General features: G+C 60.6%; 28 protein-coding genes. 22 read left to right on the top strand and 6 right to left on the bottom strand.

What is annotated here, in order from left to right:
- Nucleotides 1–180 precede the first annotated feature (180 nt).
- The 14 genes from mnmG (at nt 181) to glmU (ending at nt 13,007) form a co-directional block, all read left to right on the top strand.
- On the top strand, nt 181–2,070 hold the full coding sequence (gene mnmG / locus ACB032_RS20510; RefSeq protein WP_016352399.1) for a tRNA uridine-5-carboxymethylaminomethyl(34) synthesis enzyme MnmG: 1,890 nt from the start codon (nt 181–183) through the stop codon (nt 2,068–2,070).
- 20 nt (nt 2,071–2,090) lie between these two features.
- Nucleotides 2,091–2,717, top strand: coding sequence for a 16S rRNA (guanine(527)-N(7))-methyltransferase RsmG (gene rsmG / locus ACB032_RS20505; RefSeq protein WP_024946269.1), 627 nt, complete (start codon nt 2,091–2,093; stop codon nt 2,715–2,717).
- A 26-nt stretch (nt 2,718–2,743) separates the two neighbouring features.
- Entirely contained in the window at nt 2,744–3,547 is an 804-nt protein-coding gene (locus ACB032_RS20500; protein ID WP_011707916.1) for a ParA family protein, read from the top strand.
- On the top strand, nt 3,544–4,452 hold the full coding sequence (locus tag ACB032_RS20495) for a ParB/RepB/Spo0J family partition protein (protein WP_011707915.1): 909 nt from the start codon (nt 3,544–3,546) through the stop codon (nt 4,450–4,452). The genes ACB032_RS20500 and ACB032_RS20495 overlap by 4 nt, the downstream gene beginning before the upstream one ends.
- Nucleotides 4,453–4,642: 190 nt before the next feature.
- Nucleotides 4,643–5,053, top strand: coding sequence for an ATP synthase subunit I (locus ACB032_RS20490; RefSeq protein WP_017410469.1), 411 nt, complete (start codon nt 4,643–4,645; stop codon nt 5,051–5,053).
- 8 nt (nt 5,054–5,061) lie between these two features.
- Entirely contained in the window at nt 5,062–5,844 is a 783-nt protein-coding gene (atpB, locus tag ACB032_RS20485) for a F0F1 ATP synthase subunit A (protein ID WP_011707913.1), read from the top strand.
- Nucleotides 5,845–5,902: 58 nt separating this feature from the next.
- Entirely contained in the window at nt 5,903–6,145 is a 243-nt protein-coding gene (gene atpE, locus ACB032_RS20480) for a F0F1 ATP synthase subunit C (protein ID WP_005307205.1), read from the top strand.
- 52 nt (nt 6,146–6,197) lie between these two features.
- Nucleotides 6,198–6,668, top strand: coding sequence for a F0F1 ATP synthase subunit B (gene atpF / locus ACB032_RS20475; RefSeq protein WP_011707912.1), 471 nt, complete (start codon nt 6,198–6,200; stop codon nt 6,666–6,668).
- A 13-nt stretch (nt 6,669–6,681) separates the two neighbouring features.
- Nucleotides 6,682–7,215: a F0F1 ATP synthase subunit delta gene (atpH, locus tag ACB032_RS20470; RefSeq protein WP_011707911.1), complete on the top strand. Its 534-nt coding sequence runs from the start codon at nt 6,682–6,684 to the stop codon at nt 7,213–7,215.
- A gap of 15 nt (nt 7,216–7,230) precedes the next feature.
- Nucleotides 7,231–8,772 carry a F0F1 ATP synthase subunit alpha gene (gene atpA, locus ACB032_RS20465; RefSeq protein ID WP_011707910.1) on the top strand — a complete coding sequence of 514 codons (1,542 nt, stop codon included), beginning with the start codon at nt 7,231–7,233 and terminating at the stop codon, nt 8,770–8,772.
- A gap of 43 nt (nt 8,773–8,815) precedes the next feature.
- Nucleotides 8,816–9,682 (top strand): F0F1 ATP synthase subunit gamma, encoded by an 867-nt coding sequence (gene atpG / locus ACB032_RS20460; RefSeq protein WP_011707909.1) that lies wholly within the window; start codon nt 8,816–8,818, stop codon nt 9,680–9,682.
- A gap of 33 nt (nt 9,683–9,715) precedes the next feature.
- On the top strand, nt 9,716–11,104 hold the full coding sequence (atpD, locus tag ACB032_RS20455; RefSeq protein ID WP_005307215.1) for a F0F1 ATP synthase subunit beta: 1,389 nt from the start codon (nt 9,716–9,718) through the stop codon (nt 11,102–11,104).
- An 18-nt stretch (nt 11,105–11,122) separates the two neighbouring features.
- Nucleotides 11,123–11,551 carry a F0F1 ATP synthase subunit epsilon gene (locus ACB032_RS20450; protein ID WP_005307217.1) on the top strand — a complete coding sequence of 143 codons (429 nt, stop codon included), beginning with the start codon at nt 11,123–11,125 and terminating at the stop codon, nt 11,549–11,551.
- Nucleotides 11,552–11,645: 94 nt separating this feature from the next.
- Nucleotides 11,646–13,007 (top strand): bifunctional UDP-N-acetylglucosamine diphosphorylase/glucosamine-1-phosphate N-acetyltransferase GlmU, encoded by a 1,362-nt coding sequence (gene glmU, locus ACB032_RS20445; protein WP_371138649.1) that lies wholly within the window; start codon nt 11,646–11,648, stop codon nt 13,005–13,007.
- A gap of 50 nt (nt 13,008–13,057) precedes the next feature.
- On the opposite strand, the gene creD is transcribed toward glmU, so the two are convergent.
- The 4 genes from creD to blrA form a co-directional block, all read right to left on the bottom strand.
- Nucleotides 13,058–14,419: a cell envelope integrity protein CreD gene (gene creD / locus ACB032_RS20440; RefSeq protein ID WP_371138648.1), complete on the bottom strand. Its 1,362-nt coding sequence runs from the start codon at nt 14,417–14,419 to the stop codon at nt 13,058–13,060.
- Between the two features lie 118 nt (nt 14,420–14,537).
- Entirely contained in the window at nt 14,538–15,332 is a 795-nt protein-coding gene (gene blaOXA, locus ACB032_RS20435) for an OXA-12 family class D beta-lactamase (RefSeq protein ID WP_371138647.1), read from the bottom strand.
- Nucleotides 15,333–15,407: 75 nt separating this feature from the next.
- Nucleotides 15,408–16,829 (bottom strand): beta-lactam sensor histidine kinase BlrB, encoded by a 1,422-nt coding sequence (blrB, locus tag ACB032_RS20430; protein WP_371138646.1) that lies wholly within the window; start codon nt 16,827–16,829, stop codon nt 15,408–15,410.
- A 34-nt stretch (nt 16,830–16,863) separates the two neighbouring features.
- Nucleotides 16,864–17,538 (bottom strand): beta-lactam response regulator transcription factor BlrA, encoded by a 675-nt coding sequence (gene blrA / locus ACB032_RS20425; protein WP_016352391.1) that lies wholly within the window; start codon nt 17,536–17,538, stop codon nt 16,864–16,866.
- Nucleotides 17,539–17,661: 123 nt separating this feature from the next.
- Here blrA and ACB032_RS20420 point away from each other — a divergent pair, with 123 nt between their 5' ends.
- Nucleotides 17,662–18,435, top strand: coding sequence for a DeoR/GlpR family DNA-binding transcription regulator (locus ACB032_RS20420; RefSeq protein WP_017410463.1), 774 nt, complete (start codon nt 17,662–17,664; stop codon nt 18,433–18,435).
- A gap of 55 nt (nt 18,436–18,490) precedes the next feature.
- On the top strand, nt 18,491–20,323 hold the full coding sequence (gene glmS, locus ACB032_RS20415) for a glutamine--fructose-6-phosphate transaminase (isomerizing) (protein WP_017410462.1): 1,833 nt from the start codon (nt 18,491–18,493) through the stop codon (nt 20,321–20,323).
- Nucleotides 20,324–20,387: 64 nt separating this feature from the next.
- Here the strand turns inward: glmS and ACB032_RS20410 are convergent, their stop codons facing one another.
- Entirely contained in the window at nt 20,388–21,164 is a 777-nt protein-coding gene (locus ACB032_RS20410; RefSeq protein WP_016352388.1) for a LuxR family transcriptional regulator, read from the bottom strand.
- A gap of 209 nt (nt 21,165–21,373) precedes the next feature.
- Between ACB032_RS20410 and ACB032_RS20405 the strand changes: the two genes are divergently transcribed.
- Genes ACB032_RS20405 through ACB032_RS20380 form a run of 6 tightly spaced genes read left to right on the top strand, consistent with a single transcriptional unit; the run spans nt 21,374 to nt 26,204 of the window.
- Nucleotides 21,374–22,135: a DUF3450 domain-containing protein gene (locus ACB032_RS20405; RefSeq protein WP_043126251.1), complete on the top strand. Its 762-nt coding sequence runs from the start codon at nt 21,374–21,376 to the stop codon at nt 22,133–22,135.
- Nucleotides 22,132–23,439 carry a MotA/TolQ/ExbB proton channel family protein gene (locus ACB032_RS20400; protein WP_371138645.1) on the top strand — a complete coding sequence of 436 codons (1,308 nt, stop codon included), beginning with the start codon at nt 22,132–22,134 and terminating at the stop codon, nt 23,437–23,439. The genes ACB032_RS20405 and ACB032_RS20400 overlap by 4 nt, the downstream gene beginning before the upstream one ends.
- Nucleotides 23,436–23,966, top strand: a complete 531-nt coding sequence (locus ACB032_RS20395; protein ID WP_005307253.1) for a MotA/TolQ/ExbB proton channel family protein — start codon at nt 23,436–23,438, stop codon at nt 23,964–23,966. Before ACB032_RS20400 ends, ACB032_RS20395 begins: the two co-directional genes overlap by 4 nt.
- Nucleotides 23,963–24,364, top strand: coding sequence for an ExbD/TolR family protein (locus ACB032_RS20390; RefSeq protein ID WP_371138644.1), 402 nt, complete (start codon nt 23,963–23,965; stop codon nt 24,362–24,364). The genes ACB032_RS20395 and ACB032_RS20390 overlap by 4 nt, the downstream gene beginning before the upstream one ends.
- Complete coding sequence (locus tag ACB032_RS20385; protein ID WP_101150412.1) at nt 24,361–25,023, top strand: energy transducer TonB; 663 nt, start codon at nt 24,361–24,363, stop codon at nt 25,021–25,023. Before ACB032_RS20390 ends, ACB032_RS20385 begins: the two co-directional genes overlap by 4 nt.
- Before the next feature lie 2 nt (nt 25,024–25,025).
- Nucleotides 25,026–26,204, top strand: coding sequence for a tetratricopeptide repeat protein (locus ACB032_RS20380; RefSeq protein ID WP_371138643.1), 1,179 nt, complete (start codon nt 25,026–25,028; stop codon nt 26,202–26,204).
- Here the strand turns inward: ACB032_RS20380 and ACB032_RS20375 are convergent.
- Nucleotides 26,159–26,406, bottom strand: a 248-nt coding sequence (locus ACB032_RS20375) for a hypothetical protein (protein WP_204511160.1), incomplete at its 5' end; no start/stop codon positions are given. The two genes, ACB032_RS20380 and ACB032_RS20375, sit on opposite strands and share 46 nt — an antisense overlap.

Here is a 26,406-nt window from a genome sequence, read left to right as displayed (position 1 = left end):
TCCTAATAAAAGATCCAATAAAAGATCGATCTAAAGATCCTTAAGATCTATTTAGTGGATCCTCCCTCCATACTGAACGCTAAGTAGACGTTCCCCTCAGGGCGTGAAACAGATAGAATGTTCCGCCCTTCAGCCCAGGCAAATAAAGATCTTCAGGCGTGCAGATCAAGGTGATCCCCAATGCAATACCATGAACAATTTGATGTGATCGTCGTTGGCGGCGGTCATGCAGGAACCGAAGCAGCAACAGCGGCAGCCCGGATGGGGCTGAATACCCTGTTGTTGACCCACAATATCGATACGCTGGGACACATGTCCTGTAATCCGGCGATCGGCGGGATCGGCAAGGGACACCTGGTCAAGGAAGTAGATGCCCTCGGCGGGATCATGGCGCGCGCCATCGATCTTGGCGGGATCCAGTTCCGCACCCTCAACTCCTCCAAAGGACCGGCAGTGCGCGCCACCCGTGCCCAGGCGGATCGCCTGCTGTACAAGGCCGTCGTACGCCAGATGCTGGAGAACTACCCCAACCTGAAGATCTTCCAGCAGGCCTGTGACGATCTGATCATGGACGGGGATCGAGTTGCCGGTGTAGTGACCCAGAGCGGGATCCGCATCAGTGGCAAGACGGTAGTACTGACCGTCGGCACCTTCCTGAACGGCCTGATCCACATCGGGATGGAGAACTACAAGGGCGGCCGCGCCGGGGATCCTCCCTCGATCGCCCTCGCCCAGCGCCTGCGTGAACTGCCGCTGCGCATCGATCGTCTCAAGACCGGCACTCCGCCGCGCATCGATGCCCGCAGCGTCGATTTATCTGTGATGCAGGCCCAGTACGGCGACGATCCGCGCCCGGTCTTCTCCTTCATCGGCGACGCCAGCCAGCACCCGCGTCAGGTGCCCTGCTACGTTACCCATACCAACGAGCGCACCCACGAGGTGATCCGCAACAACCTGGATCGCAGCCCCATGTACGCCGGGGTGATCGAGGGGATTGGGCCGCGTTACTGCCCGTCGATCGAGGACAAGATCACCCGTTTTGCCGACAAGACGGCGCACCAGATCTTCGTCGAGCCGGAAGGTCTGACCACCCACGAACTCTACCCGAACGGGATCTCCACCAGCCTGCCGTTCGACGTACAGGTGCAGATCGTCCGTTCCGTGCGCGGCTTCGAGAATGCCCACATCACCCGTCCCGGCTACGCCATCGAATATGACTTCTTCGATCCGCGGGATCTCAAGGCCAACATGGAAAGCAAGTGCATTCCAAACCTGTTCTTCGCCGGCCAGATCAACGGCACCACCGGCTATGAAGAGGCGGCCGCCCAGGGTCTGCTGGCCGGTCTGAACGCCGGTCTGCGGGCGCAGGAGAAAGATGCCTGGCATCCGCGCCGGGATCAGGCTTACATCGGCGTGATGATGGACGATCTCTCCACCCTGGGGACTCGCGAGCCCTACCGCATGTTCACCAGCCGCGCCGAATATCGCCTGCTGCTGCGCGAAGACAACGCCGACCTGCGTCTGACCGGCATCGGTCGCGAACTGGGTCTGGTGGATGACGAACGCTGGGGCAAGTTCAACGCCAAGATGGAGCAGGTGGAGCAGGAGCGTCAGCGCATGCGCTCGACCTGGATCCACCCGCAGCATCCGTCGCTGGAAGCCGTCAATGCCCTGGTCAACACCCCGTTGACCCGCGAGCAGAGCCTGGAAGAGCTGCTGCGTCGCCCCGAGGTGACCTATGAGGCCCTGATGGCCATCGAAGGGGTTGGCCCGGCCCTGCCCGATACGGCCGCCGCCGATCAGGTGGAGATCCAGATCAAGTACGCCGGCTACATCGAGCGCCAGCACGACGAAGTGGAGAAGCAGCTGCGCAACGAGAACACCCTGTTGCCGCTGGACATGAACTACCGCGACGTCAACGGCCTCTCCAACGAGGTGATCGCCAAGCTCAACGATGCCAAGCCGCAGACCATAGGTCAGGCGTCCCGCATCTCCGGCATCACCCCGGCGGCCATATCCATCCTGCTGGTTCATCTGAAAAAACACGGCCTGCTGCGTAAAACCGCCTGAGGATCCTACCGTTGCAAAACATGCTGGAAAGATTGAACGGCCTGCTCATGCAGGCCGGAATTGTTATCACCGATACCCAAAAGACCCAGTTGGTTCAGCTTGTCGAGTTGCTGCACAAGTGGAACAAGGCTTACAATCTCACCTCGGTACGAGATCCGGACGCCATGCTGGTCAAGCATATCCTCGACAGCCTGGTGGTGAGCCAGCACCTGCACGGTGAGCGCTTCATCGATGTGGGCACCGGCCCGGGCCTGCCCGGCCTGCCGCTGGCGATCATCAACCCGGACAAGCAATTCGTGCTGCTTGACAGCCTGGGCAAGCGGATCAACTTCATCCGCCAGGTGATCCTGGAGCTGGGTTTGACCAACGTGACGCCGGTCAAATCCAGGGTCGAGGAGTATCAGCCCGAGGTCGGATTTGACGGCGTGCTGAGCCGGGCATTCGCCTCGCTGGAAGACATGCTGAACTGGTGTCACCATCTGCCGTCGGCCCAGGGCAGCTTCCTGGCGCTCAAGGGACAATTCCCCGAGCAGGAGCTGGCCCAGTTGCCCGCCAACATCCATCTGGTCGCCTCCCATCAACTGGTGGTACCGGAGCTGGAAGGCGAACGTCATCTGCTGGAATTCAAACATATCCAGCCCGAATAGGGTCGCAGTTTCATTTAGGGGACAGTGTGGGAAAAGTCATCGCCATAGCCAACCAGAAGGGTGGAGTGGGTAAAACCACCACCTGTGTGAACTTGGCCGCCTCCATGGCCGCTACCCGCCGCAAGGTGCTGGTGATCGATCTGGATCCGCAGGGCAATGCCACCATGGGCAGCGGTGTCGACAAGTACGACGTCGAGCGCACCGCCTATGAGCTGCTGATCGAGGACGCCCCCATCGGCGAGGTGATCATCCCCGAAACTTCCGGGGGCTATCACCTGATCGCCGCCAACGCCGACGTGACCGCAGCCGAAATCCGGCTGATGGAATTCTTCGCCCGCGAGATCCGCCTGCGCAATGCGCTGGCCTCGGTACGAGACAAATACGACTACGTCTTCATCGACTGCCCGCCTTCTCTCAACATGCTGACCGTCAACGCCATGGCTGCCGCCGATTCCGTGCTGGTGCCCATGCAGTGCGAATACTATGCGCTGGAAGGGCTTACCGCCCTGGTCGACACCATCAGCAAGCTGGCAGCCGTGGTCAACCCGGAGCTGAAGATCGAGGGGGTGCTGCGCACCATGTTCGATCACCGCAACCGGCTGGCCAATGATGTGTCCGATCAGCTTAAACAGCACTTCGGGGACAAGGTCTATCGCACCATCATTCCCCGCAACGTAAGACTGGCTGAGGCGCCGAGCTTCGGTGCGCCGGCCATGCACTATGACAAATCATCGGTGGGCGCCAAGGCCTATCTGGCTCTGGCTGGCGAGATCCTGCGCCGTCAGGAGCAGGAACGTCAGGTGACCATCGCAGACCGAGAGAGCATATGACGCCGAAAAAACGTGGGCTGGGCAAGGGGCTGGACGCTCTGCTCAGTACCAGCACGGCCGCGCGCCAGAAACAGGTGATGAGCGACCAGCGCACCGAGCAGGCCATGGCCCCGACCAACCAGGGCGAGTTGCGCAAGCTGCCGGTGGAGTGGCTGCAATCCGGCAAGTACCAGCCGCGCAAGGATATGTCGCAGGATGCGCTGGAAGATCTGGCCAACTCCATCCGTGCCCAGGGGGTGATCCAGCCCATCGTGGTGCGTCCGCTCGGCGAGCACTCCTTCGAAATCATCGCCGGCGAGCGGCGCTGGCGCGCCTCCCAGCTGGCCCGCCTCGAGGTGGTGCCCTGCCTGGTCAAGGATGTGCCTGACGAGGCTGCCGTCGCCATCGCGCTGATTGAGAATATTCAGCGCGAGGATCTCAATGCCATCGAAGAGGCGGTCGCCCTGCAGCGGCTGCTGACCGAATTCGAACTGACCCACCAGCAGGTGGCCGAGGCGGTGGGCAAGTCCCGCACCACGGTCACCAACCTGCTGCGCCTCAATCAGCTCAACGACGACGTGAAGCGCTTCGTCGAGCACGGCGACCTCGACATGGGCCATGCCCGTGCCCTGCTGGCGCTGAGCGGCCAGGCCCAGTCCGAACTGGCGAAACTGGTGGCCCAGAAGGGGCTGACAGTGCGAGATACCGAGAAGCTGGTGCAAAAAGCGCTGGAACCGGCAAAAGCCAAGGTCGAGCCCGTCCGTGATCCCCAGTTTGGTTATCTCGAGCGCCAGATTTCAGAAAAAATTGGCAATCAGGTACAACTTCAGCCGGGAAAACAGGATAGCGGTAAGTTAGTAATAAGTTACGAGAACTTGGCGGATTTGGACCGGGTATTGGGCTATTTTGGCCTGTCAGAAACGTGATTTTTACGCTTTTTGTAGTAATAAAACATCCATTCCTTTTGATATGAACATAACCTTAATTCTGTGCGGAAAGCCGCAAAAATTAAGGATTTTTGCCATGTTGCAATAGCTGTCTTCAAGGGTATAATTTGACCGGCTTTTTGGGCTGTAAACGCGGGGTCTTCGGATCCCGATTTTTTACAGTTCTGTAATGTTCAGGGGTAGGTTGGTGAAGCAGAAAATAGCCTTGGAAGGTTTAACGCTGGCCTTGGCTATGCTCGTTTGTCAGCTCGTCCTGATCCTGGCGATCAGTACCGTCTGGTTTTACCAGACCGGTGCGTTTGCCGGACGCTCCTCCCTCTTCGGGGGGGGTATGTACTGGGTTCCTCAAGCCCTGTTCACGCTCTGGGTTCTGCGCCGCAAGGTGACGAAGGAGAGTGTGGGCCTGGTTCTGCGGGACTTTTATGGTGGGGCAGGGATTAAGCTCATTACTACAACAGGACTTTTCGCCCTGATGTTTGGCGCCGGGATCGAGGTCGATACCGTCTCGTTCTTCGCCACTTATATCCTCGCCCTCGTTGTACAGTGGATAGTCTCATTCACGCTTAACAACCACTATTAGGAAAACTCATGTCTGCAACCGGAGAAGTCCTGACTCCTCAGGGATATATCTCCCACCATCTGACCCATCTGCAAGTCGGGTCTGGGTTCTGGACGGTGAATATCGATTCCATGATATTTTCCGTCTTGCTAGGCGCTCTGTTTATCTGGTCGTTCCGCCGTGTCGCCGTCAAGGCTACCAGCGGTGTGCCCGGCAAACTGCAGTGCTTTGTGGAGATGCTGGTCGAGTTTGTGAGTGGTAACGTCAAGGACATCTTTCACGGTCGTAACAAGGTCATCGCACCTTTGGGCCTGACAGTGTTCGTGTGGATCTTCCTGATGAACCTGATGGATCTGATCCCCGTTGACTTTATCCCCCACGCTGCACAGTTGATGGGTGTTCCCTATCTGCGTGTGGTTCCCTCTGCTGACGTTAACATCACCATGTCCATGGCTTTGGGCGTGTTCTTCTTGATCCTGTACTACAGCATCAAGGTCAAGGGTATCGGCGGGTTCGTGAAGGAGCTGACGCTTCAGCCTTTCAACCACCCGGCGGCCATCCCGGTTAACCTCATCCTGGAAACTGTTACGCTGATTTCCAAACCTGTTTCTCTGGGTCTTCGACTGTTCGGCAACATGTATGCTGGCGAACTGATCTTTATCCTGATTGCGGGTTTGCTACCCTGGTGGTCACAGTGGATCCTGTCCGTGCCTTGGGCAATTTTCCACATCCTGATCATCACTTTGCAGGCGTTTATCTTCATGGTGCTGACCATCGTCTATCTGTCGATGGCACAAGAAGACCATGGTTGATGCAACTCAAATAATCCTTTTTATACAATCAATTACATCTAAATAAATGGAGATCCTCATGGAAAACTTGAACATGGACCTGCTGTACATCGCTGCTGCAATGATGATGGGTCTGGCGGCTATCGGCGCGTCCATCGGTATCGGTATCCTGGGTGGCAAGTTCCTGGAAGGCGCTGCTCGTCAACCTGACCTGATCCCTGTTCTGCGTACCCAGTTCTTCATCGTGATGGGTCTGGTGGATGCGATCCCGATGATCGCCGTTGGTCTGGGTCTGTACGTGATGTTTGCGGTTGCTGGCTAAGTCTCAACGACTCCCGGACATAACCCATTAACTAACTAAGAGGACATAGGCTGTGAATATCAACGCCACCCTCCTCGGCCAAGCAATTGCTTTTTTCATCTTCGTAGTGTTTTGCATGAAGTACGTATGGCCGCCGCTGATGGCAGCCATCGAAGCCCGTCAGAAAGCCATTGCTGACGGTCTCTCTTCCGCGGAGCGTGCCAAGAAAGATCTGGATTTGGCCAAGGCCAACGCCACCGATCAGCTGAAAGAAGCCAAGCTCCAGGCTGCAGAAATCATTGAACAGGCTAACAAACGTAAAGCCCAGATCATTGATGAGGCTGCTGCCGGTGCCCACTCTGAGCGGGAAAAAATCCTGGCTCAGGGCCGTGCCGAGATCGAAGCTGAACGTCATCGTGCCAAAGAAGAACTGCGTAAGCAGGTTGCTGCTCTTGCCATTGCTGGTGCAGAGAAGATCCTGGCGCGTCAAATCGACCAGGCTGCCAACAGCGACATCGTCGACAAACTGGTAGCAGAACTGTAACGGGAACGGGGCTATGTCTGAACTGACTACAATCGCTCGCCCCTACGCCAAGGCTGCTTTCGAGTTTGCCGTTGAGCACAAGGCGGTTGACCAGTGGCTGGGGATGCTCGGCTTCGCTGCACAAGTAGCGGAAAACGAGACCATCCACAACCTGGTAAACGGCTCTGTGGCTGCTGAAGAACTGGCAAGTATCTTTGTCGGTATCTGCGGTGAGCAACTCGACGAGCATGGTCAGAACCTGATCCGGGTGATGGCTGAGAATGGTCGCTTGGGTGTGCTGCCGGCGGTCGTTGCTGAATTCGTCGCGTTCAAGGCTGAACTGGATAAAGAAGTTCAGGCTGACGTGATTTCGGCGATCGAACTGACCGACCAGCAGAAAGCCAATATTCAGGCTTCTCTGGAACAACGTCTCGCGCGCAAAGTGAAGCTGAATTGCAGCATGGATGCGTCCTTGATGGCCGGGGTGCTCATCAAGGCCGGTGATCTGGTTATCGACGGTACAGTCCGCGGTAAGCTGGATCGCATGGCTGACGCGCTGCAATCTTGATTGGGGTATTAGAGCATGCAACTGAATTCCACTGAAATCGCCGAGCTGATCAAGCAGCGCATTGCGCAGTTTGATATCAAGAGCGAAGCGCGTAACGAAGGTACCATCGTCTCTGTGAGCGACGGTATCATTCGTATTCACGGCCTGGCCGATGCCATGCAAGGTGAGATGATCGAGCTGCCGGGCAACCGCTACGCTCTGGCATTGAACCTGGAGCGTGACTCCGTCGGTGCGGTGATCATGGGTTCCTATGACGGTCTGTCAGAAGGAATGAAAGTAAAAGGGACTGGCCGCATTCTGGAAGTGCCGGTCGGTCGTGGTCTGTTGGGCCGGGTGTTGAACACCCTGGGTCAGCCGATCGACGGGAAAGGTCCAATCGACAACGACGGCTTCTCGCCGATCGAAGTGATTGCACCGGGCGTTATCGAGCGTAAGTCTGTTGACCAGCCGGTCCAGACCGGTCTGAAAGCCATCGATGCCATGATCCCTATCGGTCGTGGCCAGCGTGAGCTGATCATCGGTGACCGTCAGGTTGGTAAGACCGCCATCGCGATCGACACCATCATCAACCAGAAAGACTCCGGCATTAAGTGTGTCTACGTTGCGATTGGCCAGAAGGCCTCCACCATCGCCAACGTGGTGCGCAAGCTGGAAGAGCACGGCGCTCTGGCCAACACCATAGTAGTGGTTGCCTCTGCTTCCGAAGCTGCCGCTCTGCAGTACCTGGCTCCGTATGCCGGCTGCTCCATGGGTGAGTACTTCCGTGACCGCGGTGAAGACGCGCTGATCATCTATGATGACCTGTCCAAGCAGGCCGTAGCTTATCGCCAGATCTCCCTGCTGCTGCGCCGTCCGCCAGGACGTGAAGCTTACCCGGGTGACGTTTTCTATCTGCACTCCCGTCTGCTGGAGCGTGCTGCTCGCGTCAACGCCGAGTACGTAGAGAAGTTCACCAATGGTGCCGTGAAAGGCCAGACCGGCTCCCTGACCGCGCTGCCGATCATCGAAACCCAGGCGGGTGACGTATCTGCATTCGTACCGACCAACGTGATCTCCATCACCGATGGTCAGATCTTCCTGACCTCACAGCTGTTCAACTCCGGTATTCGTCCGGCGGTTGACCCGGGTATCTCCGTATCCCGTGTGGGCGGTGCCGCTCAGACCAAGATCGTCAAGAAGCTGTCCGGTGGTATCCGTACCGCGCTGGCCCAGTATCGCGAACTGGCGGCATTCGCCCAGTTCTCCTCCGATCTGGACGACGCAACCCGCAAGCAGCTGGACCACGGTCAGAAAGTGACCGAGCTGATGAAGCAGAAACAGTACTCTCCGCTGAGCGTGGCTCACCAGTCTCTGGTGCTGTTCGCCGCGGAAAAAGGCTATCTCTCCGATGTCGAGCTGAACAAGATCGTCGACTTCGAAGCCGCTCTGCTCTCTTACGCCAATACCCAGCATGCTGAGCTGATGGCTGAAATCAATGCCAAGGCCGACTACAACGACGCGATCGTTGGCAAGCTGACTGCGTTGCTGGATGACTTCAAGGCAACCCAGACCTGGTAAGCGTGTGTGGCAGCGCGAGCTGCCACCTGATGGAGAGTAAGAGATGGCCGGCGCAAAAGAGATACGTAACAAGATCGGGAGTGTGAAAAACACTCAGAAGATCACCGGCGCTATGGAAATGGTGGCAGCAAGCAAGATGCGCCGTGCGCAAGATCGCATGTCTGCCAGCCGTCCGTACGCTGAAACCATGCGCAAGGTGATCGGCCATATCGCTCAGGGGAACTTGGAATACAAGCACCCCTACCTCATCGAACGTGAGGTCAAGCGAGTGGGTTACATCGTCGTCTCCACCGACCGTGGCCTGTGTGGCGGTTTGAACATCAACCTGTTCAAGGCTGCCCTCAATGATATGAAGCAATGGAGCGCGAAAGGAGCCAAGGTTGACCTGGCTCTGATCGGCAACAAGGCCTCCAACTTCTTTGAACGGCACGGCGCCAAGGTGAAAGCTCATGTCGCAGGACTGGGCGATAACCCGAGCGTCAATGACCTGATTGGTTCAGTCAAGGTCATGCTGAAGGCTTACGACAACGGTGAGATTGACAGGCTGTATCTGGTGTACAACAAGTTCGTCAACACCATGGTTCAGCAACCACGAGTCGATCAACTGCTGCCTTTGCCCGTAACTGAAGACAGCAAGCTCGCCAAGAAACACCACTGGGATTACCTCTATGAGCCGGATCCCAAGCAACTGCTGGATACCCTGCTGATTCGCTACGTCGAATCCCAGGTCTACCAGGGGGTAGTGGAAAACTTGGCAAGTGAACAGGCAGCCCGAATGGTTGCCATGCAAGCCGCGACTGACAACGCCGGTAACCTGATTAACGATCTGCAACTGGTATACAACAAGGCCCGTCAGGCCAGTATTACCCAGGAACTGACAGAGATCGTATCCGGTGCTGCTGCGGTGTAAGGCAAGGGTTATCAAAGGTTTAGAGGATTTGACATGAGTAACGGTTTCATCGTCCAAATCATCGGCGCTGTGGTGGACATCGAGTTCCCGCAAGATGCCGTGCCCCAGGTGTACGATGCACTGAAGGTTGTCAGCGAAGGTCAAGGCCAGGGTCTGGTGCTGGAAGTTCAGCAACAGATCGGTGGCGGCGTCGTTCGTTGCATCACCATGGGCTCCTCCGACGGTCTGCGTCGTGGGTTGGAAGTAGTGAATAGCGGTAAATCCATCCAGGTGCCGGTCGGTGTATCGACTCTGGGTCGGATCATGAACGTACTGGGCGATCCGATCGACGAAAAAGGTCCGATCGGTGAAGAAGAGCGTTGGTCCATCCACCGCGCGGCTCCCAGCTACGAAGATCAGTCCAACAGCAACGACCTGCTGGAGACCGGCATCAAGGTTATCGACCTGGTATGCCCGTTCGCTAAGGGTGGTAAGGTTGGTCTGTTCGGTGGTGCCGGTGTAGGCAAGACCGTCAACATGATGGAGCTGATCCGTAACATCGCGATCGAACACAGCGGTTACTCCGTGTTCGCCGGTGTAGGTGAGCGTACCCGTGAGGGTAACGACTTCTACCACGAGATGATGGAGTCCAACGTACTGGACAAAGTATCTCTGGTTTACGGTCAGATGAACGAGCCGCCCGGAAACCGTCTGCGCGTGGCGCTGACCGGTCTGACCATGGCCGAGAAGTTCCGTGACGAAGGTCGTGACGTGCTGTTCTTCGTGGACAACATCTACCGTTACACCCTGGCCGGTACTGAAGTATCCGCACTGCTGGGCCGTATGCCTTCCGCAGTAGGTTACCAGCCGACCCTGGCCGAGGAGATGGGTGTTCTGCAGGAACGTATCACCTCCACCAAGACCGGTTCCATCACCTCCGTACAGGCCGTTTACGTGCCTGCGGATGACTTGACCGACCCGTCTCCGGCGACCACCTTCGCCCACCTGGATGCGACCGTCGTACTGTCCCGTCAGATCGCGGCACTGGGTATCTACCCGGCCGTTGACCCGCTGGACTCCACCTCCCGTCAGCTGGATCCGCTGGTGGTTGGCAAGGAGCACTACGAGACTGCTCGTGGCGTTCAGACCGTGCTGCAGCGCTACAAAGAGCTGAAGGACATCATCGCCATCCTGGGTATGGATGAGCTGTCAGAAGAAGACAAACTGACCGTAGCCCGTGCCCGTAAGATCGAGCGTTTCCTGTCCCAGCCGTTCTTCGTGGCAGAAGTGTTTACCGGTTCCCCGGGCAAATACGTGCCGCTGAAAGAGACCATCCGTGGTTTCCAGGGCATCCTGAAAGGCGAGTACGACGATCTGCCGGAGCAGGCGTTTTACATGGTTGGCAGCATCGACGAAGTTGTCGAGAAAGCCAAGAAACTGTAAGCCTCGATAGGAGGGCCCATGGCAGAGATGATCTCCTTTCACCTGGACGTGGTGAGCGCTGAAGGAAAACTGTTTTCCGGTCGCGTGCAGTCCGCTCAGGTATCAGGCTCCGAAGGTGAGCTGGGTCTCCGCCACGGTCATGCTCCGTTGCTGACTGCCATCAAGCCGGGCCTGGTCCGCTTGGTGAAGCAGAATGGAACTGAAGAGGTGCTGTACATCTCCGGCGGCATGCTGGAAGTACAACCCGAAGCCGTGACCGTGCTGGCGGACACCGCGATTCGTGCCGACGATTTGGATGAGGCGAAAGCCCAGGAAGCCAAACGTGCGGCGGAAGAGCGGATCCACAGCTCCCATGGTGATATCGACTACGCCCAGGCCGCCACCGAGCTGGCCAAGGCGATGGCTCAACTGCGGGTCATCGATATCGTCAAAAAGAATTACCGTTAATAACGGTGAGGTAAAAAGCGACCTGCGGGTCGCTTTTTTTTTACTCGTTGGATAGACTCCGCCGAGAATTTATTCATGTTCCAAAGGTCGAATTATGCCACTCAACGTCGTGATCCTGGCTGCGGGTAAAGGTACCCGTATGCGCTCCTCCCTGCCCAAGGTGCTGCACCCGGTCGCCAACAAACCGATGGTTTCCCATGTGATCGAGACTGCCCGCAAGGTCGGTGCCGAGCAGCTGCATCTGGTGTATGGCCACGGTGCCGAACTGCTGAAGGAGCGGATCCAGGCATCCGACCTGAACTGGGTGCTGCAGGCCCAGCAACTGGGTACCGGCCACGCCGTCGCCCAGGCCATCCCGTTCTGGCAGGACGAAGACGACGTGCTGGTGCTGTACGGCGATACCCCGCTGATCCAGCCGGAAACCCTGCAGCGGCTGCTGGCCGCCAAAGCCGCCGACGGCATGGCGCTGCTGACCGTGGTGCTGGACAACCCGACCGGCTATGGCCGCATCGTGCGCAGCAACGGCCAGGTAGTCGGTATCGTCGAGCAGAAGGATGCCAATGCCGATCAGCTGGCGATCCGCGAAGTGAACACCGGCGTGCTGGTGGCCAATGGTGGCCAGCTGCGCAGCTGGTTGTCGCGTCTGGACAACAAGAATGCCCAGGGCGAGTTCTATCTGACCGACGTGATCGCCATGGCCCATGCCGACAACTGCCCCATCGCCGCAGTCCACCCGGACGACGCCATGGAAGTGGAAGGGGCCAACAACCGGGTGCAACTGGCCCAGCTCGAGCGCAGTTACCAGAAGATGCAGGCCGAGCGGCTGATGATCGCCGGCGCCACCCTTATCGACCCGGCCCGCTTCGATCTGCGCGGCACCCTGGAAATCGGGGAAGAGGTGGTGATCGACGTCAACGTCATCATCGAAGGCAAGGTGGTGCTGGGCAACCACGTTCGCATCGGGGCCGGCAGCGTGCTGAAGGATTGCGTGATCGGCGACCACACCGAGGTGAAACCCTACTCCGTCATCGAAGGGGCGCAGATCGCCGATCAGTGCTCGGTCGGTCCCTTTACCCGACTGCGCCCGGGCGCCGTGCTGGAGCAGGATGCCCACGTCGGCAACTTCGTCGAGATGAAGAAGGCCCGGCTGGGGGTTGGCTCCAAGTGTGGTCATCTGACCTACCTGGGGGATGCCGAGGTGGGTGCCAAGGTGAACATCGGGGCCGGCACCATCACCTGCAACTACGACGGGGTGAACAAGTTCCAGACCATCATCGAGGACGACGTCTTCGTCGGCTCCGATACCCAGCTGGTAGCGCCGGTGCGCATCGGCAAGGGGGCGACCCTGGGGGCCGGCTCCACCATCACCAAGGATGTGGCCGAGAACGAGCTGGTGATCACCCGGGTACCCCAGCGTCACATCAAAAACTGGGCTCGCCCGGTCAAGAAGAAGTGATGCCCGATCAATGAAATGCAAACCGGCGCCTGATGGCGCCGGTTTTGTTTTCAGCTCTCCTGTCCGCTGGCGGGGGGCGTCGGGGCATTCCCCATCACCCGATACCAGTCCAGCTTGCGGGTCAGCACCATGATGAGCGCCAGGATGGCGAACAGCAGCAGGGCGCCGAGCAGCAGGGCTATCTCCTCGGCCTGCAGCAAGCCGAACAGGATGGCGTAGACCAGCCCGAGCAGGGCCGCGAAGCCGAGCCCCTGTTTGGGGCCGCCCAGCACATGGCTGAGGTAGAAGCCGTTGAGGGCCACGCTGGCCAGGGCGGCTATCAGATAGGCCCAGGCAAAGCCGAGGTGCTCGGTCAGGGCCAGCAGCACCAGATAGAAGATGGCCAGCCCCATACCCACCAGCGCGTACTGGATCGGGTGCACCCGCAGCCCCTTGAGCAGCTCGAACATGAAGAAGCTGAGGAAGGTGAGGCCGATGAACAGCAGTGCATACTTGGCGGCCCGCTCGTTCTGCTGGTAGTGATCTACCGGCTGCACCAGGCTGACGCTGAAGGCGGGCAGATCGCTGCTGGCACCCTTCATCATCCGGTTGAAACGGCTCTCCATGTCGGTGGCGAACCAGCTGCTCTGCCAGCTGGCCTCGAAACCGCTGGCGTTAAGGGTGCGGCTGCCCGGCAGAAAGTCACCGATGAAGTTGGGGTGGGGCCAGTTGCTGGCGAGGTTGAGCCTGCTGTCCTGGCCGAGCGGTACCACTTCCAGCTGGTTCATCCCCTGCAGATCCAGCTCGATATGGAAGGCGCCGTCTGCTCCCGGCAGGGTGGCAAGCGGTGCATGGATGCCGGCCAGCCCGTCACCCAGCAGGGCGCCGGGAGCAAACGGAATGCGCTGTTCCCCCAGTTGCAGCTCAGGCACCCGGTTGATGCCGCGGGCATCGGACAGCACCAGGCTCAGATAGGGTTTGCCTGCCACCAAGGCGGGATCGGCGCCATCGACGGTCAGCTCCGGTTCGCCGCTGATCAGGGTCTTACCGTTCAGTTCGGCAGGCAGTCGCCCGGAGAGGGAGAGCCGGGTGCGATAGACCTGGGCCTGGTAGATACCGAGCTTGCGCGGGGTCACCTCCATGCTGGCCTGCACGTCCAGCTGTTCTGGCAGCAGGTAGCGGTAGAGCTGCAGTTTGCGCTCGAAGCGCTCGCCATCCTGCTCCACCGTGACGGTGCGGGTATAAGGCTGCACCACGACCGGCCCCAGCAGTCGCTGCGGACCGCTGCTGCTGGCCATGATGCTGTGGATGACCTGGCTGCGATAGGCCTGGCGCTCCCGGTTCAGCTCCATGATGGATTGCACCGGCACCATCAGCAGCAGGCTGAGCAACAGCAGCAGAAAGATCTTGTGGCTAAATATCTGTTTGACCATGACACGTCTCCTTGTTGATGGAGCCGAGTGTGACGGTCGTGGGTGAAGGGGAGATGGGGTTGTGTGAAGCGGGGGTGAAGGGGGATAAAAAAACCGGCGCCTGGCGCCGGTCTGGGTATCACAGGGTTTTCAGTTTGGCCGGCAGGGCGGCCAGCACCTCTTCCTTGGCCTTGAGCGAGGCGAACTGCTTGCCGGGTTTCTGCACCACGGTATGGACGAAGATGATCTGCTTGCCCGGCTTGCTGGCCCAGCCGACGAACCAGCCGATCTGCTGCTCCCGGTTGAGGCTGCCATCCAGCTTCTTCGGGTAGCCCATGCCGGTCTTGCCGTGGATCTGCCAGCCGTCGATCTCGCTCACCTTGAGGATGTTGGCGGTGTACTGCAGGGTCTGCGCCGACACCGGCAGCTTGCCGCTCACCATCTTGCCGAGGAAGCGGGCCTGCTCTTGTGGGCTGATGGCGAGGCTGGAACTGAGCCAGGCCTGGGTCAGGCCGTCGTGCTTGCCAGGATTGCCGGAGAGATCCCGGTTGCCGTAGTCAAAACGGTCGACGTACTGCTGGAAGCGCTCCATCCCCAGCCATTCGGTGATCTGCTGGGAGAACCAGACCACCGAGTAGGTTTCCCAGCGGCGTGGGGTGGTGGTCTCCCGCCAGGCGGGCAGCCAGTCGTCGTAACCGGGTTTGAAGGGCAGTGCCGGGTGCTCTTCGTCCACCAGAAAGCCGCTGTCGTAGCCCATCAGCGCCAGCGGGATCTTGAAGGTGGACGCGGGTGGCAGCTGGCTTGAACAATCCCCTTCGCTGGAGAGGGGCTGGCCGTTGCCGTCGGCATAGAGAAAGCAGCCGGCGGCGGCGCTGGCCGGCAGCGAGAACAGCAGGCCTGCGCCGAGCAGGCCGGATAACAGAAGGCGGGACATGGGGTCTCCTTGAGCACATTGAGTTCGCTGGGAAAACATCAGCATAGCGCCGCTTTATGTGGCCAGTGTGAAGTGTCAGCCCGCCGGCAACCAGAGCTCGGCCAGCACTCCGCCGTCAGGCTGGTTGGCGAGGGTCAACCGGCCACCGTGCTGGCGCGCCACCTCGGTGGCGAAGCTGAGCCCGAGGCCGCTGCTCTTGCCCTTGTCGGGTCTGGGCAGCGAATAGAAGCGCTCGAAGATGCGCGGCAGGGCGTAATCCGGAATGCCGGGCCCCTGATCCCGTACCCGGAAGCAGTAACCTCCCTCCTCCATGGTCCCGCTCAGTGCCAGGGTGCCGCCGATGGGGGAGAAGTCGAGGGCGTTGTCCAGCAGGTTGCCGAGCGCCTGCTCCACCAGCAGCGAGTCCCACTTCTGTTTCTGGGCCTCCCCCAATTCGGCGTGCAGGGTCACCTGACGGCGCTGGGCCAGGATCTGGCGGGCATCGAGCACCCGTCTGCCCAGCCTGGCCGGCTCGATGGCCTGCCTGTCCAGCCCCTGCCCCGACTCCAGTTTGGCCAGCTGCAGCATGCGTTCAATCAGCTGCTGCATGCGGGCCGTCTCCAGATTGATATTGCCGATAAAACGGGTAGCCACCTCGGGTGGCGGTGCCTCGGCCAGGATCTCCCCTGCCCCGCGAATGGCGGCCAGCGGGCTCTTGAGCTCGTGGGTCAGGCTGTGCACATAGGCTTCGATGTAGGCCTTGCCGTCCAGCTGGCGACGCATGGTTTCCAGGGAGCGGCCGAGCCGATCCAGTTCCGGGCTGTAGAGGCGCGGCAGGCTGGCGGGCTGACCCTGGCTGACCGCATCGGCGTAGTGCACCAGCTTGCCGATGGCGCGGTTGAGCCACCACACCAGCAGGGCGCCGATCAGCAGCGAGATGAACAGCAGCAAGGCCGCCCCCTGCAGCAGCTGGTGTTCGCTGCGCTCTATCATGGGCAGCAGGGTACGGTTGGGCTTGGCGACGGTGAGGGAGCCGAGGATGTCGTCCCCCTCCCGCAGCGGTGCGGCCACGTGCATCACCGAACTGGCGGGATCGTCGGGGTCGCTGCGGGTGCTGCGGGCGCCGTATTCCCCGCGCAGGGTGCGATAGACATCGTTCCAGCGTGAATAGTCCTTGCCCAGATCCACCCCGTCCGAGTCGTACACCACCTTGCCCCAGCGATCGACCACATAGATGCGGTACTCTGCCTGCTGTTTGAGGTGACCATCGATCAGGGCGTTGATGGGGCTCTGGTTGAGGCGGGCGAAGGCGCTGGCCAGCCGGCCATCCGCCATCTTGCCTTCCTGCAGGTCATCCAGTGCCAGCGGTGCCAGCATCTGGGCCATGTCCACCAGGGTATCTTCGGTGGCGCTGCGCACCCCGGGTTTGATCTCCTCGACGAAGATCTCCAGCACGAACCAGGCGGCCAGCGCGAAGATCAGCACCAGCCCGCACAGCAGTTGCAACCCGATCCTCATGGCGTCCTCCGGCCGATGTCAGGCCACCGTCTGTTCATGCCAGCTCCAGGCTGTAGCCGAGCCCACGATGGGTCAGGATCAGGTTGGCGTGGGGATCCCGCTCCCGCAGCTTGGCACGGATGGTCTTGATGTGGGTATCCACGGTGCGATCCAGGCTCTCCTCCGCCCCGCTCCACACCAGGTCCATCAGCTGCTGGCGGGAGTAGACCCGGCCCGGCGCCTGCATCAGGGTCTTGAGCAGCAGGTATTCGTAACGGGTGAGCGCTAGTGGCTGGCCGTGAAAGCTGATGCGGGCCCGCTCCTCGTCCAGGGCCAGCAACTGGCTCGGTGGGGGGGTGGCCGGTTGGCTGCGGCGCAGGATGACCCGCACCCGGGCGCACACCTCCCGTGGCGAGAAGGGCTTGGCCACATAGTCGTCGGCGCCGATCTCAAGTCCGATCAGCCGGTCTATCTCCTCGCTGCGGGCGGTGAGAAACATCAGCGGGGTATCGCACAGTGCCCGAACCTGCTTGCACAACTCGAAACCGCTGATGTCCGGCAGCCCCACATCCAGGATCAGAAAGTCGGGGCGCGTCTGTTCCAGTCGTGCCAGCAGCGGCTGGCCGAGGGAAAACCACTCCACCTCGAAACCGTCGGTCTGCAGCGCATAAATCAGGGTGTCGGCGATGCTGGCTTCATCTTCCACCAGCCAGATGGTTCGTTTTTGCATGGCATCCTCGTCGCAAATCAGCTGCCCCATTCTGGCATCGAACCAAATCGGATCCTATTTGCCGTTTGATTTTTTCAAAAAAGGTATTAATATTTCGACATTCTTTCGAATCGAAACTTAAAGATGACCAAACGTAATACTCAGCAGCGCCGTCACACCATAGTGAGCCTGGTGCAGGAGCAGGGTGAAGTGAGCGTCGATGCCCTGGCCAAACACTTCGCCACCTCCGAAGTGACCATCCGCAAAGATCTGGCGGTGCTGGAGACCGGTGGCCTGCTGCTGCGCCGTTACGGCGGTGCCGTTCCCCTGCCCTCCGAGATGGTGGTGGAGAGCAATCCAGAGCAAGTTTCGAAACGAAAGCTGGCAATCGCCCGTGCGGCCGCCGAACGGATCCGTGATCACAATCGCGTCATCATCGACAGCGGCAGTACCACCAGCGCCATGATCCCCATGCTGGGCAACAAGCGTGGCCTCATCGTGATGACCAACTCCCTCAACGTGGCCGGCGCCCTGCGCGAGCTGGAAAACGAACCCACCCTGCTGATGACCGGCGGCACCTGGGATCCCCACTCCGAATCCTTCCAGGGGCAGGTGGCGGAGCAGGTGCTGCGCTCCTATGACTTCGACCAGCTGTTTATCGGTGCCGACGGCATCGACCCGGAACGCGGTACCACCACCTTCAACGAGCTGGTGGGCCTCTCCCGGGTCATGGCCGAAGTGTCGCGGGAGGTCATCGTCATGGTGGAGTCGGAGAAGATCGGCCGCAAGATCCCCAATCTCGAACTGCCCTGGTCCGGCATCCATACCCTGGTGACCGACGAGGGGCTGGCCAGTGCGGCCAGAGAACAGATCCAGGCCAGGGGGATCCAGCTGATTTGCGCCCCCGTGGCCGTTTGACCTGAACAAACCAATATCCAACCGAATTAACGTCTTACGTCTCAAGGAGAAGTGTATGTGTGGCATCGTCGGGGCCGTCGCCCAACGTGATGTGGCTGAAATCCTGGTAGAGGGCCTGCGCCGTCTGGAATACCGTGGCTACGATTCGGCCGGTGTGGCCGTGTTCAGCGCCAACCAGCCGCTGCAGCGGGTGCGTCGGCTGGGCAAGGTGGCCGAGCTGGCCAAGGCGCTGGAAGAGCAGTCCGTCCACGGTGGTACCGGCATTGCCCACACCCGTTGGGCTACCCATGGCGAGCCGTCCGAGCGCAACGCTCACCCCCACGTCTCCGAGCATATCGTGGTGGTGCACAACGGCATCATCGAAAACCACGAAGAGCTGCGTGAAGAGCTCAAGGCGCTGGGCTATGTGTTCAGCTCCGACACCGACACCGAGGTGATCGCCCACCTGGTGCACCACGAGCTGAAATCCGCCCCCAGCCTGCTGGCGGCCATGCAGGTAGCGGTGAAGCAGCTGCGCGGCGCCTACGGCACAGTGGTGATGGACAGCCGTGACGACAGTCGCGTGGTGGTAGCCCGCTCCGGCTCCCCCCTGGTGATCGGCCGCGGCATCGGCGAGAACTTCATCGCCTCCGACCAGATGGCACTGCTGCCGGTGACCCGTCGCTTCATCTTCCTGGAAGAGGGTGACGTGGCCGAAGTGACCCGCCGCGACGTACACATCTTTGATACCCACGGCGAGGCCGTGGTGCGCGAGGAGCTGGAGTCCGAGCTCTCCCACGATGCCGGTGACAAGGGTGAATACCGTCACTACATGCTGAAAGAGATCTACGAGCAGCCCAAGGCCATCACCAATACCCTGGAAGGTCGTCTGGGTTCGGATCACGTGGTAGTCGAGTCGTTCGGCAACGGCGCCCGCGCCATCTTCGACAAGGTCGAGCACGTCCAGATCGTCGCCTGCGGCACCTCCTACAACTCCGGCATGGTGGCACGCTACTGGTTTGAAGAGATCGCCGGCGTCTCCTGCGACGTGGAGATCGCCTCCGAATTCCGCTACCGCAAGTCGGTGGTACGTCCCAACAGCCTGCTGGTGACCCTCTCCCAGAGCGGCGAGACCGCCGACACCCTGGCCGCCCTGCGGTTGGCCAAGGAGTCCGGCTACATGAGCTCGCTGGCCATCTGCAACGTGCCGGGCTCCTCCCTGGTGCGTGAATCGGATCTGGCCTTTATGACCCGTGCGGGGGCAGAAATCGGAGTGGCCTCCACCAAGGCGTTCACCACCCAGCTGGCCGGTCTGCTGATGCTGGTGGCCTCGGTCGGTCACTGCCGTGGCAACTTGAGTGCCGCCGCCGAGGCCGAACTGGTCAAGGCGCTGCAAGCCCTACCGCTGCGTATTAAAGAGAGCTTGGCGCTGGCCAAGGATATCGAAGCCCTGGCCGAAGAGTTTGCCGACAAGCACCACAGCCTGTTCCTCGGCCGTGGCAGCCAGTACCCCATCGCCATGGAAGGGGCACTGAAGCTCAAAGAGATCTCCTACATCCACGCCGAGGCCTATGCCGCTGGTGAGCTCAAGCACGGCCCGCTGGCGCTGATCGATGCCGAGATGCCCATCATCGTCGTGGCGCCGAACAACGATCTGCTGGAGAAGCTCAAGTCCAACGTGGAAGAGGTGCGCGCCCGTGGGGGTATCCTCTACGTGTTCGCCGATGCCGATGCCGGCTTCAAGAGCGACGAGACCATGCGGGTGATGAGCCTGAACCACGTGGAAGAGATGATCGCGCCGATCGTCTATACCGTGCCGTTGCAGCTGCTCTCCTACCACGTTGCCCTCATCAAGGGCACCGACGTGGATCAGCCGCGCAACCTGGCAAAATCCGTGACCGTGGAATAAGCCGTCGCCGGAAATGAAAAAGAGCCGCATTGCGGCTCTTTTTGTTTGTCTGGCTCGGTGGCCGTTATGACAGCCGCAGGTTGGTGATGGTCACGTCGTCCAGCGAGGGCACTATGATGCCGCTGGAGATGCTCTTGGCGATCGCCTGGTTGCGGTTCTTCGAGTCGGTCTTGTTGGTGACCTGATTGAGGTGGAAGTTCACGGTCCGCTCGCTGATGCCGAGGATGGTGGCGATCTCCCAGGAGGTCTTGCCCTCGCTGGCCCAGAACAGGCACTCCTTCTCCCGATCCGACAGCTCGGTCAGGTACTTCATCAGATCCGGCCTGCTCTTTATCAGCTGCAGCGCCGAGTTGAAGATGTAGCTGGCGCAGAACGACAGCAAGGGAACGTTTTCAAACATCAGATCGGAATTGGACTTCTCCTTGCTGATGAAGGAGAGGATGCCGTGTTCCCCCTGCGGCGTGTGCAGCGGGAAGGAGACACCGTTTCTCACCCCGAAGTCGGCGGCCAGGTTCATCACCTCCCGGCTGGCGCTGGGCAGCCAGGGAGAGTCGCAGTCGAGCTTGTTCCAGAAGATGGGCTGGGTCTGCTTCAGTCCCAGGAAGACGACCGGATCCTGGGTCAGGTAGTGCCGCTCTGAATAGGCATCGAACCAGCTGGTGGGGCAGTTGTTGAACAACGCCACATGGGATTTCTGCATGCTGATGGGGAAAATAATCAGCAAACGGAAGTAATCAAAGCCCATCTGGTGACTGAAGCGCTCCAGCTGCTGCTGGATGTCGCTGGTCTTCTTGGCCTTGGTGAACCGATCGATGTGTTCCCAGATCGCATCGTTGAACATGAACTTCTCCTTTTTCGATCTCTATCACATTGATCGAAAAGATATTTTTTATTTATTAATTTGGTGTGGTGAGAACCAACGCCAGTGACTCCCGTGCTTGCTTAAAAATTATCCTGTTTTTTCGGCCGAAGGCCAACAAAATCATCTGATTGCCACTGCCCCCACTCTTTGAGACAATGAGAATAGTTATCATTGTTAAGATTTATATCATGAATAAGTTTTGGGGTTTGGCCTTGTTGCCACTGTCAGTCCACTTCGCTGCTGGCGCCGACGAGCTGGTCGCACCGGCACTGAAAAACAGCATCGCCGCCGGGAAAGCCTCCCAGCAGCGCGTGGAAAAAGCCGCCGATGCGGCCGTTGCCGCCCGGCTGGAGCTGCAAAATGCCCAGCTGCAACTGCGTGATCTGGAAGCCTACAACCGCTACATGCAGTCTCTGGTGGCCGATCAGCAAAATGAGCTGGGCAAACTGAGTCAGCAGCTGGAGGCGGTACAGGAGACCCGGCAGGGCCTGATCCCGCTGATGCTGCAGATGCAGGCCGATCTGGAGCAGCTGGTACAAAACGACATGCCGCTGCGTAAGGAAGATCGCCTCGCGCGGGTTGAACAGTTGAAAGCGACCCTGGCCCGAGCCGATGTGAGCGAGGCGGAGAAGTTCCGCCAGCTGCTGCAGGCCTACCAGATTGAAGCCGAATACGGCAGCCGGTTGGATAGCTACTCTGCCGAGCTGGCGCTGGATGGCGCACCGCGCCGGGTCGACGTGCTGGCGGTGGGCCGGGTCTCCCTGCTGGCGATGACCGCTGATCGCTCCCAGGCGTGGCGCTGGTCTGCGCAGAGCAAGCAGTGGCAGGCTCTCGACAGCCAGTGGCTCTCTCCCATCGCCGAGGCGCTGGAGATGGCTGCCGACAAGAAGGTCCCCCAGTTGTTGAATGTCCCCCTTTCCGTCAGCCGTGGTCAGGAGGCCCAGTCATGAGCGTCACCATGAAGTGGTTCCCCCTCGCCATCGCCCTCTCTCTGGGTACTACTGCCGCGGTTGCCGATGAAGCCTGGCAGCAGCAGGAGCAGGCTCGTGAGCAGCAGGCCCAGCAGGACCTGGCGTCTGTCTCCAAAGAGCTGAACAGCGCCCGTGCCAAACTGGCCGCGGCCCAGAGCCTCAGCAAGCAGCTGGCGGCCGAGTTTGCCGGCAACGAGAAGCAGCTGGTGGAGCTCAATGCCCAGTGGGAGCAGGCCTCCGGCGACATGAACGAGATCTTCGCGGTGACCCGTCAGGGGGCCAGCGATGCGGTCAAGCTGCTGAGCGAATCCGCCGTCGAGGGCCAGTACCCGGAGCGCCTCGCCCCGCTCAAGGCCATGGCGCAGGAGAAGCAGGTGCCGGATCGCGCCGCCCTCGCCCTGCTGCCCGCCACCCTGCTGCAAGAGATCCGCGAATCGGGCCGGGTTGCCCGGTTCACCGGCAAGGTGCTCGATGCCCAGGGGGCTGCCAGCGAGCAGTCGCTGACCCGGGTCGGCAGCTTCGCCCTGCTGGGGAGTGCAGGCTTCCTGCAACCCACTGCCGAAGGCCTGAGCCCGGTGCTGGGTCTGCCCGGCAGCGTACTCTCCACGGCGGCCGCCTATCAGGGTCAGGAGGGAGAAGCACTGCCGCTGGATCCCTCCCACGGCACTCTGCTGGAGATGCTGGCGCAGGCCCCCACCTTCTGGCAGCAAGTCCAGCAGGGCGGCCAGGTCGGCGCCATTATCGTGCTGCTGGCCGCCATCGGCCTGGGGATCGCCGGGGTAAGGCTGTGGAGCCTCTCCCGTGAGCTGGGTCGGGTTCGTCGCCAGCTCAAGAGCGGTGAATATCATGCCGACAACGCCCTCGGTCGGGTGCTGACGGTGGCTGACAAGCATCCCGAGCTGAGCATGGAGACCCTCGAACTGCGTCTCGATGAGGCGATCCTGCAGGAGACCCCTCGCATGGAGCGCGGCATCGGCATGGTCAAGGTGATCGCGGCCATCGCCCCCATGCTGGGTCTGCTCGGCACCGTGACCGGGATGATCGGCACCTTCCAGGCCATCACCCAGTTCGGAACCGGCGATCCCAAGATCATGGCGGGCGGCATCTCCATGGCGCTGGTCACCACGGTACAGGGTCTGGTAGCGGCCATTCCGCTGATCCTGGCCCACAGCCTGCTGCAATCCCGCTTCACCGAACTCTCCAACGTACTGGAGCAGCAGGTGGCCGGGATTCTGGCCGAGCGGGCCGAAAGCAACCGTGACGGGATGGAGCGGGCGGCATGATGCTCGACATCTGGCAACAGCTGCAGAGCTTCATGGGCCGTGGCGGCCCGGTGCTCTGGGTCATTCTGGCCCTGCTGGTGCTGATGTGGATTCTGATGATCGAGCGGCTGCTCTACCTCAACCTGGGGTTTGCCCCGCTGCAGCGCCAGCTGCTTGGCCGCTGGCAGGCCCGCAGCGAGCGCCACAGCTGGCACGCGCGGGCGATCCGCGGGCGCTGGCTGGCCGAGGCCGAGCTGGAGCTCAATCGTCATCTGATCTTCATCCGCACCCTGGTGGTGCTCTGCCCCATGCTGGGGCTGCTGGGTACCGTGACCGGCATGATAGGCGTATTCGATGCGTTGGCCGCGGCCAACCGTTTTAACCCGGAGAGCATGGCGGGCGGGATCTCCCGTGCCACCATCCCCACCATGGCTGGCATGGTGGTCGCGCTCTCCGGCGTGTTGTTACTCAGCCGGCTCGAGAGCCAGGCCAAGCGTGCGCTGGCCAAGACCCGGGACGGCCTGCGAGAAGAGAAGGTAATGCAATGAGACGGCAATCCAAACGCCAGCGTGACGAAGTGCAGATCGACATGACCCCCATGCTGGATATCGTGTTCATCATGCTGATCTTCTTTATTGTCACCACCTCCTTCGTGCGCGAAGCCGGGCTCGAGGTGCACAGGCCCCAGGCCAGTCAGGCCAAGGCGCAGAAGTCCTCCAGCATCATGCTGGCGATCGGCGCCCAGGGGCAGATCTTCCTCGACCGCAAGCAGATCGACGTGGAGCGGGTGCAGGCCAGCGTCGCCCGCCTGCTGGCGGAACAGCCCGAGGCCAGCCTGGTGATCCAGGCCGACGAGCGGGTGCCCCACGGCAAGGTGGTGCGGGTGATGGATGAAGCCAAGGCGGCAGGCATCGCCAACATCGCCGTGGCGGTGGCACCGAAATGAAATACAAGCTGATGAGCCTGGGACTGGGGATTGCCCTCAGTCTGGGGATCCTGCTGTTCATGGCCACCCTGGTGGAGCCGCCCAGAGGGGAGAAGGCGAGCGCCGAGCAGAAATCCATCGTCATCAACATGCAGAACGAGGTGACCGAGGTGCAGGTGCGCGAGCGTCCGGTACCCCAGGAGCCGGAACCCTTGCCGGAGCCGCCTGCCGCGCTGGCTTCGACGCCGCTGCCTATGCCTGCGGCGGCCCCGCTGCCCTCGGTGCAGCCGAGCCTGGATCTGGTCTCCAGCCTCAGCGCGGTGCAGGTCTATGCCCCTGGTGTTGCGACCAGCCCTAGCCCGGTTGCGAGCGGCAACTTCCATGGCCAGCAACAGGGGGCCGGGATTGGCGCCGGTGACATGTTGATGCCGTTGCAACGGATCGAGCCTGTCTATCCCTATCGGGCCCAGCAGGCCGGTATCGAAGGGTCGGTGACCTTGCGTTTCAGCGTCGATGCCGACGGCCGGGTGCAGGATGTGGAAGTGGTCGAGGCCAAGCCGAAGCGCCAGTTCGAGCGGGCGGCCATTCAGGCGATCAACAAGTGGCGCTACCAGCCGAGACCGGGCGCCACCGACAAGCTGGTGCAAGTCATCACGCTCAAATTCAAACTGGAGTCATAACTATGTTGCGGATCTGGATCTGTGTGCTGGCCCTGGTCAGCCAAGCCTGTCTGGCGATGGAGGTGAGCCCTCATTTCTCCCGCCAGCTGGAGCCCGTGATGAAGCTCTATCAGTCCGGCCAGTGGCAACAAGCCCAGAGCAAGGCATCTGGCCTCAAACCAAATAGCGATGCCGAGCGTGCCTGGCTGGCGCAGCTGCAAGCCTCGCTGGCAGCCAATCTGCAGCAGACCACCCAGGCGAGCCGCTACGTCGAACAGGCCCTTGCCTATAAAGAGTGGCCCGAGCAACAACAGCTGCAACTGCTGCGGCTGCGTGGGGATATCCAGGCCCAGCAATCCAACTGGGCCGGCGCCATCGCCAGCTACAAGGCCGCTTTGGCCATCAAGGCTGACGATGCCTTGCGCCTGCGTCTGGCCGGCCTCTATTACCACAACAAGCAGTATGGTGAGGCGGCCAGCCAGAGTGAACAGCTGTTGAAGCAGAGCTGGCAGAAGCAGGCTGCGATCATCCGCCTCTCGGCCCTCACCGCGCTGCAGCGCTACGGTGTGGCGGCCGATCAGGCCGCAGAGCTGATCCGCCACGAGCCGGCAGAGAGCAAGTGGTGGCAGCAGGCGGTGTCGCTCAACCTCTCCGCCAAGCGCGGCGATCAGGCGTTGGCGCTGCTGCAAACCGCCATCGACAGGAAGCTGATGGATGATGCCGCCACCCGCAACCAGCTGATCCGTCTTTATGCCTGGCAGGGACTGCCCTATCGCGGTGCCCGTCTGCTGGAAACGGCCATGGCAAAGGGACAGATGAAACAGAGCGCCGACAATCGCCAACTGCTGGCTCAATTGTGGGAAGGCGCGCGCGAGTGGCCGAAGGCCGTCGACAGCTGGCAGCTGCTCGCCCGCGAGCATGCCCATCCCAAGGCGGCCATGCGTGCCGCCGAGCTGCTGTTGCAACAAGGCAGAACGGATGCGGCCATGACCCAGCTCGCCGCCATCAAGTCGGTGAAAGGCGAGCAAGGTAATCGCGCCAAGGCGCTGCTGGTGCAGGCACATCTCAATAAAGAGCAGTATACCCAGGCGCTGGAGCTGGCCCGTGAACTGCAGCAGCAGGATAACTGGCAGCAGCGGGCGACCAGCTGGGTCAACTATATCCAGGCGCAAAGCGAAGAATTGAGCAAAAAAGCGGCGTGAAAGCAGGCTGAAGCCCTTGTTTTAGAGGCTTCAGCCTGCTTTTTCAGCAAACGAACGCATTTTTGCAAAAAGCCCTTGTCATCGCGGCGCGGCTCCCTATAATGCGCCCCTACCAGCACGGCGGAACACGCCAACCTGATGAGCCAGCTTCCTTGCGAAGTGGGCGCCGAAAGAAAAGCGAAAACAATCGCTTGACTTTCGA

Source organism: Aeromonas sp. S5(2024), from assembly GCF_041403025.1.
GTDB lineage: Bacteria > Pseudomonadota > Gammaproteobacteria > Enterobacterales > Aeromonadaceae > Aeromonas > Aeromonas hydrophila.
Note: the sequence above shows the minus strand (reverse complement) of the source record. Positions and strands in the feature narration are given on the sequence as shown.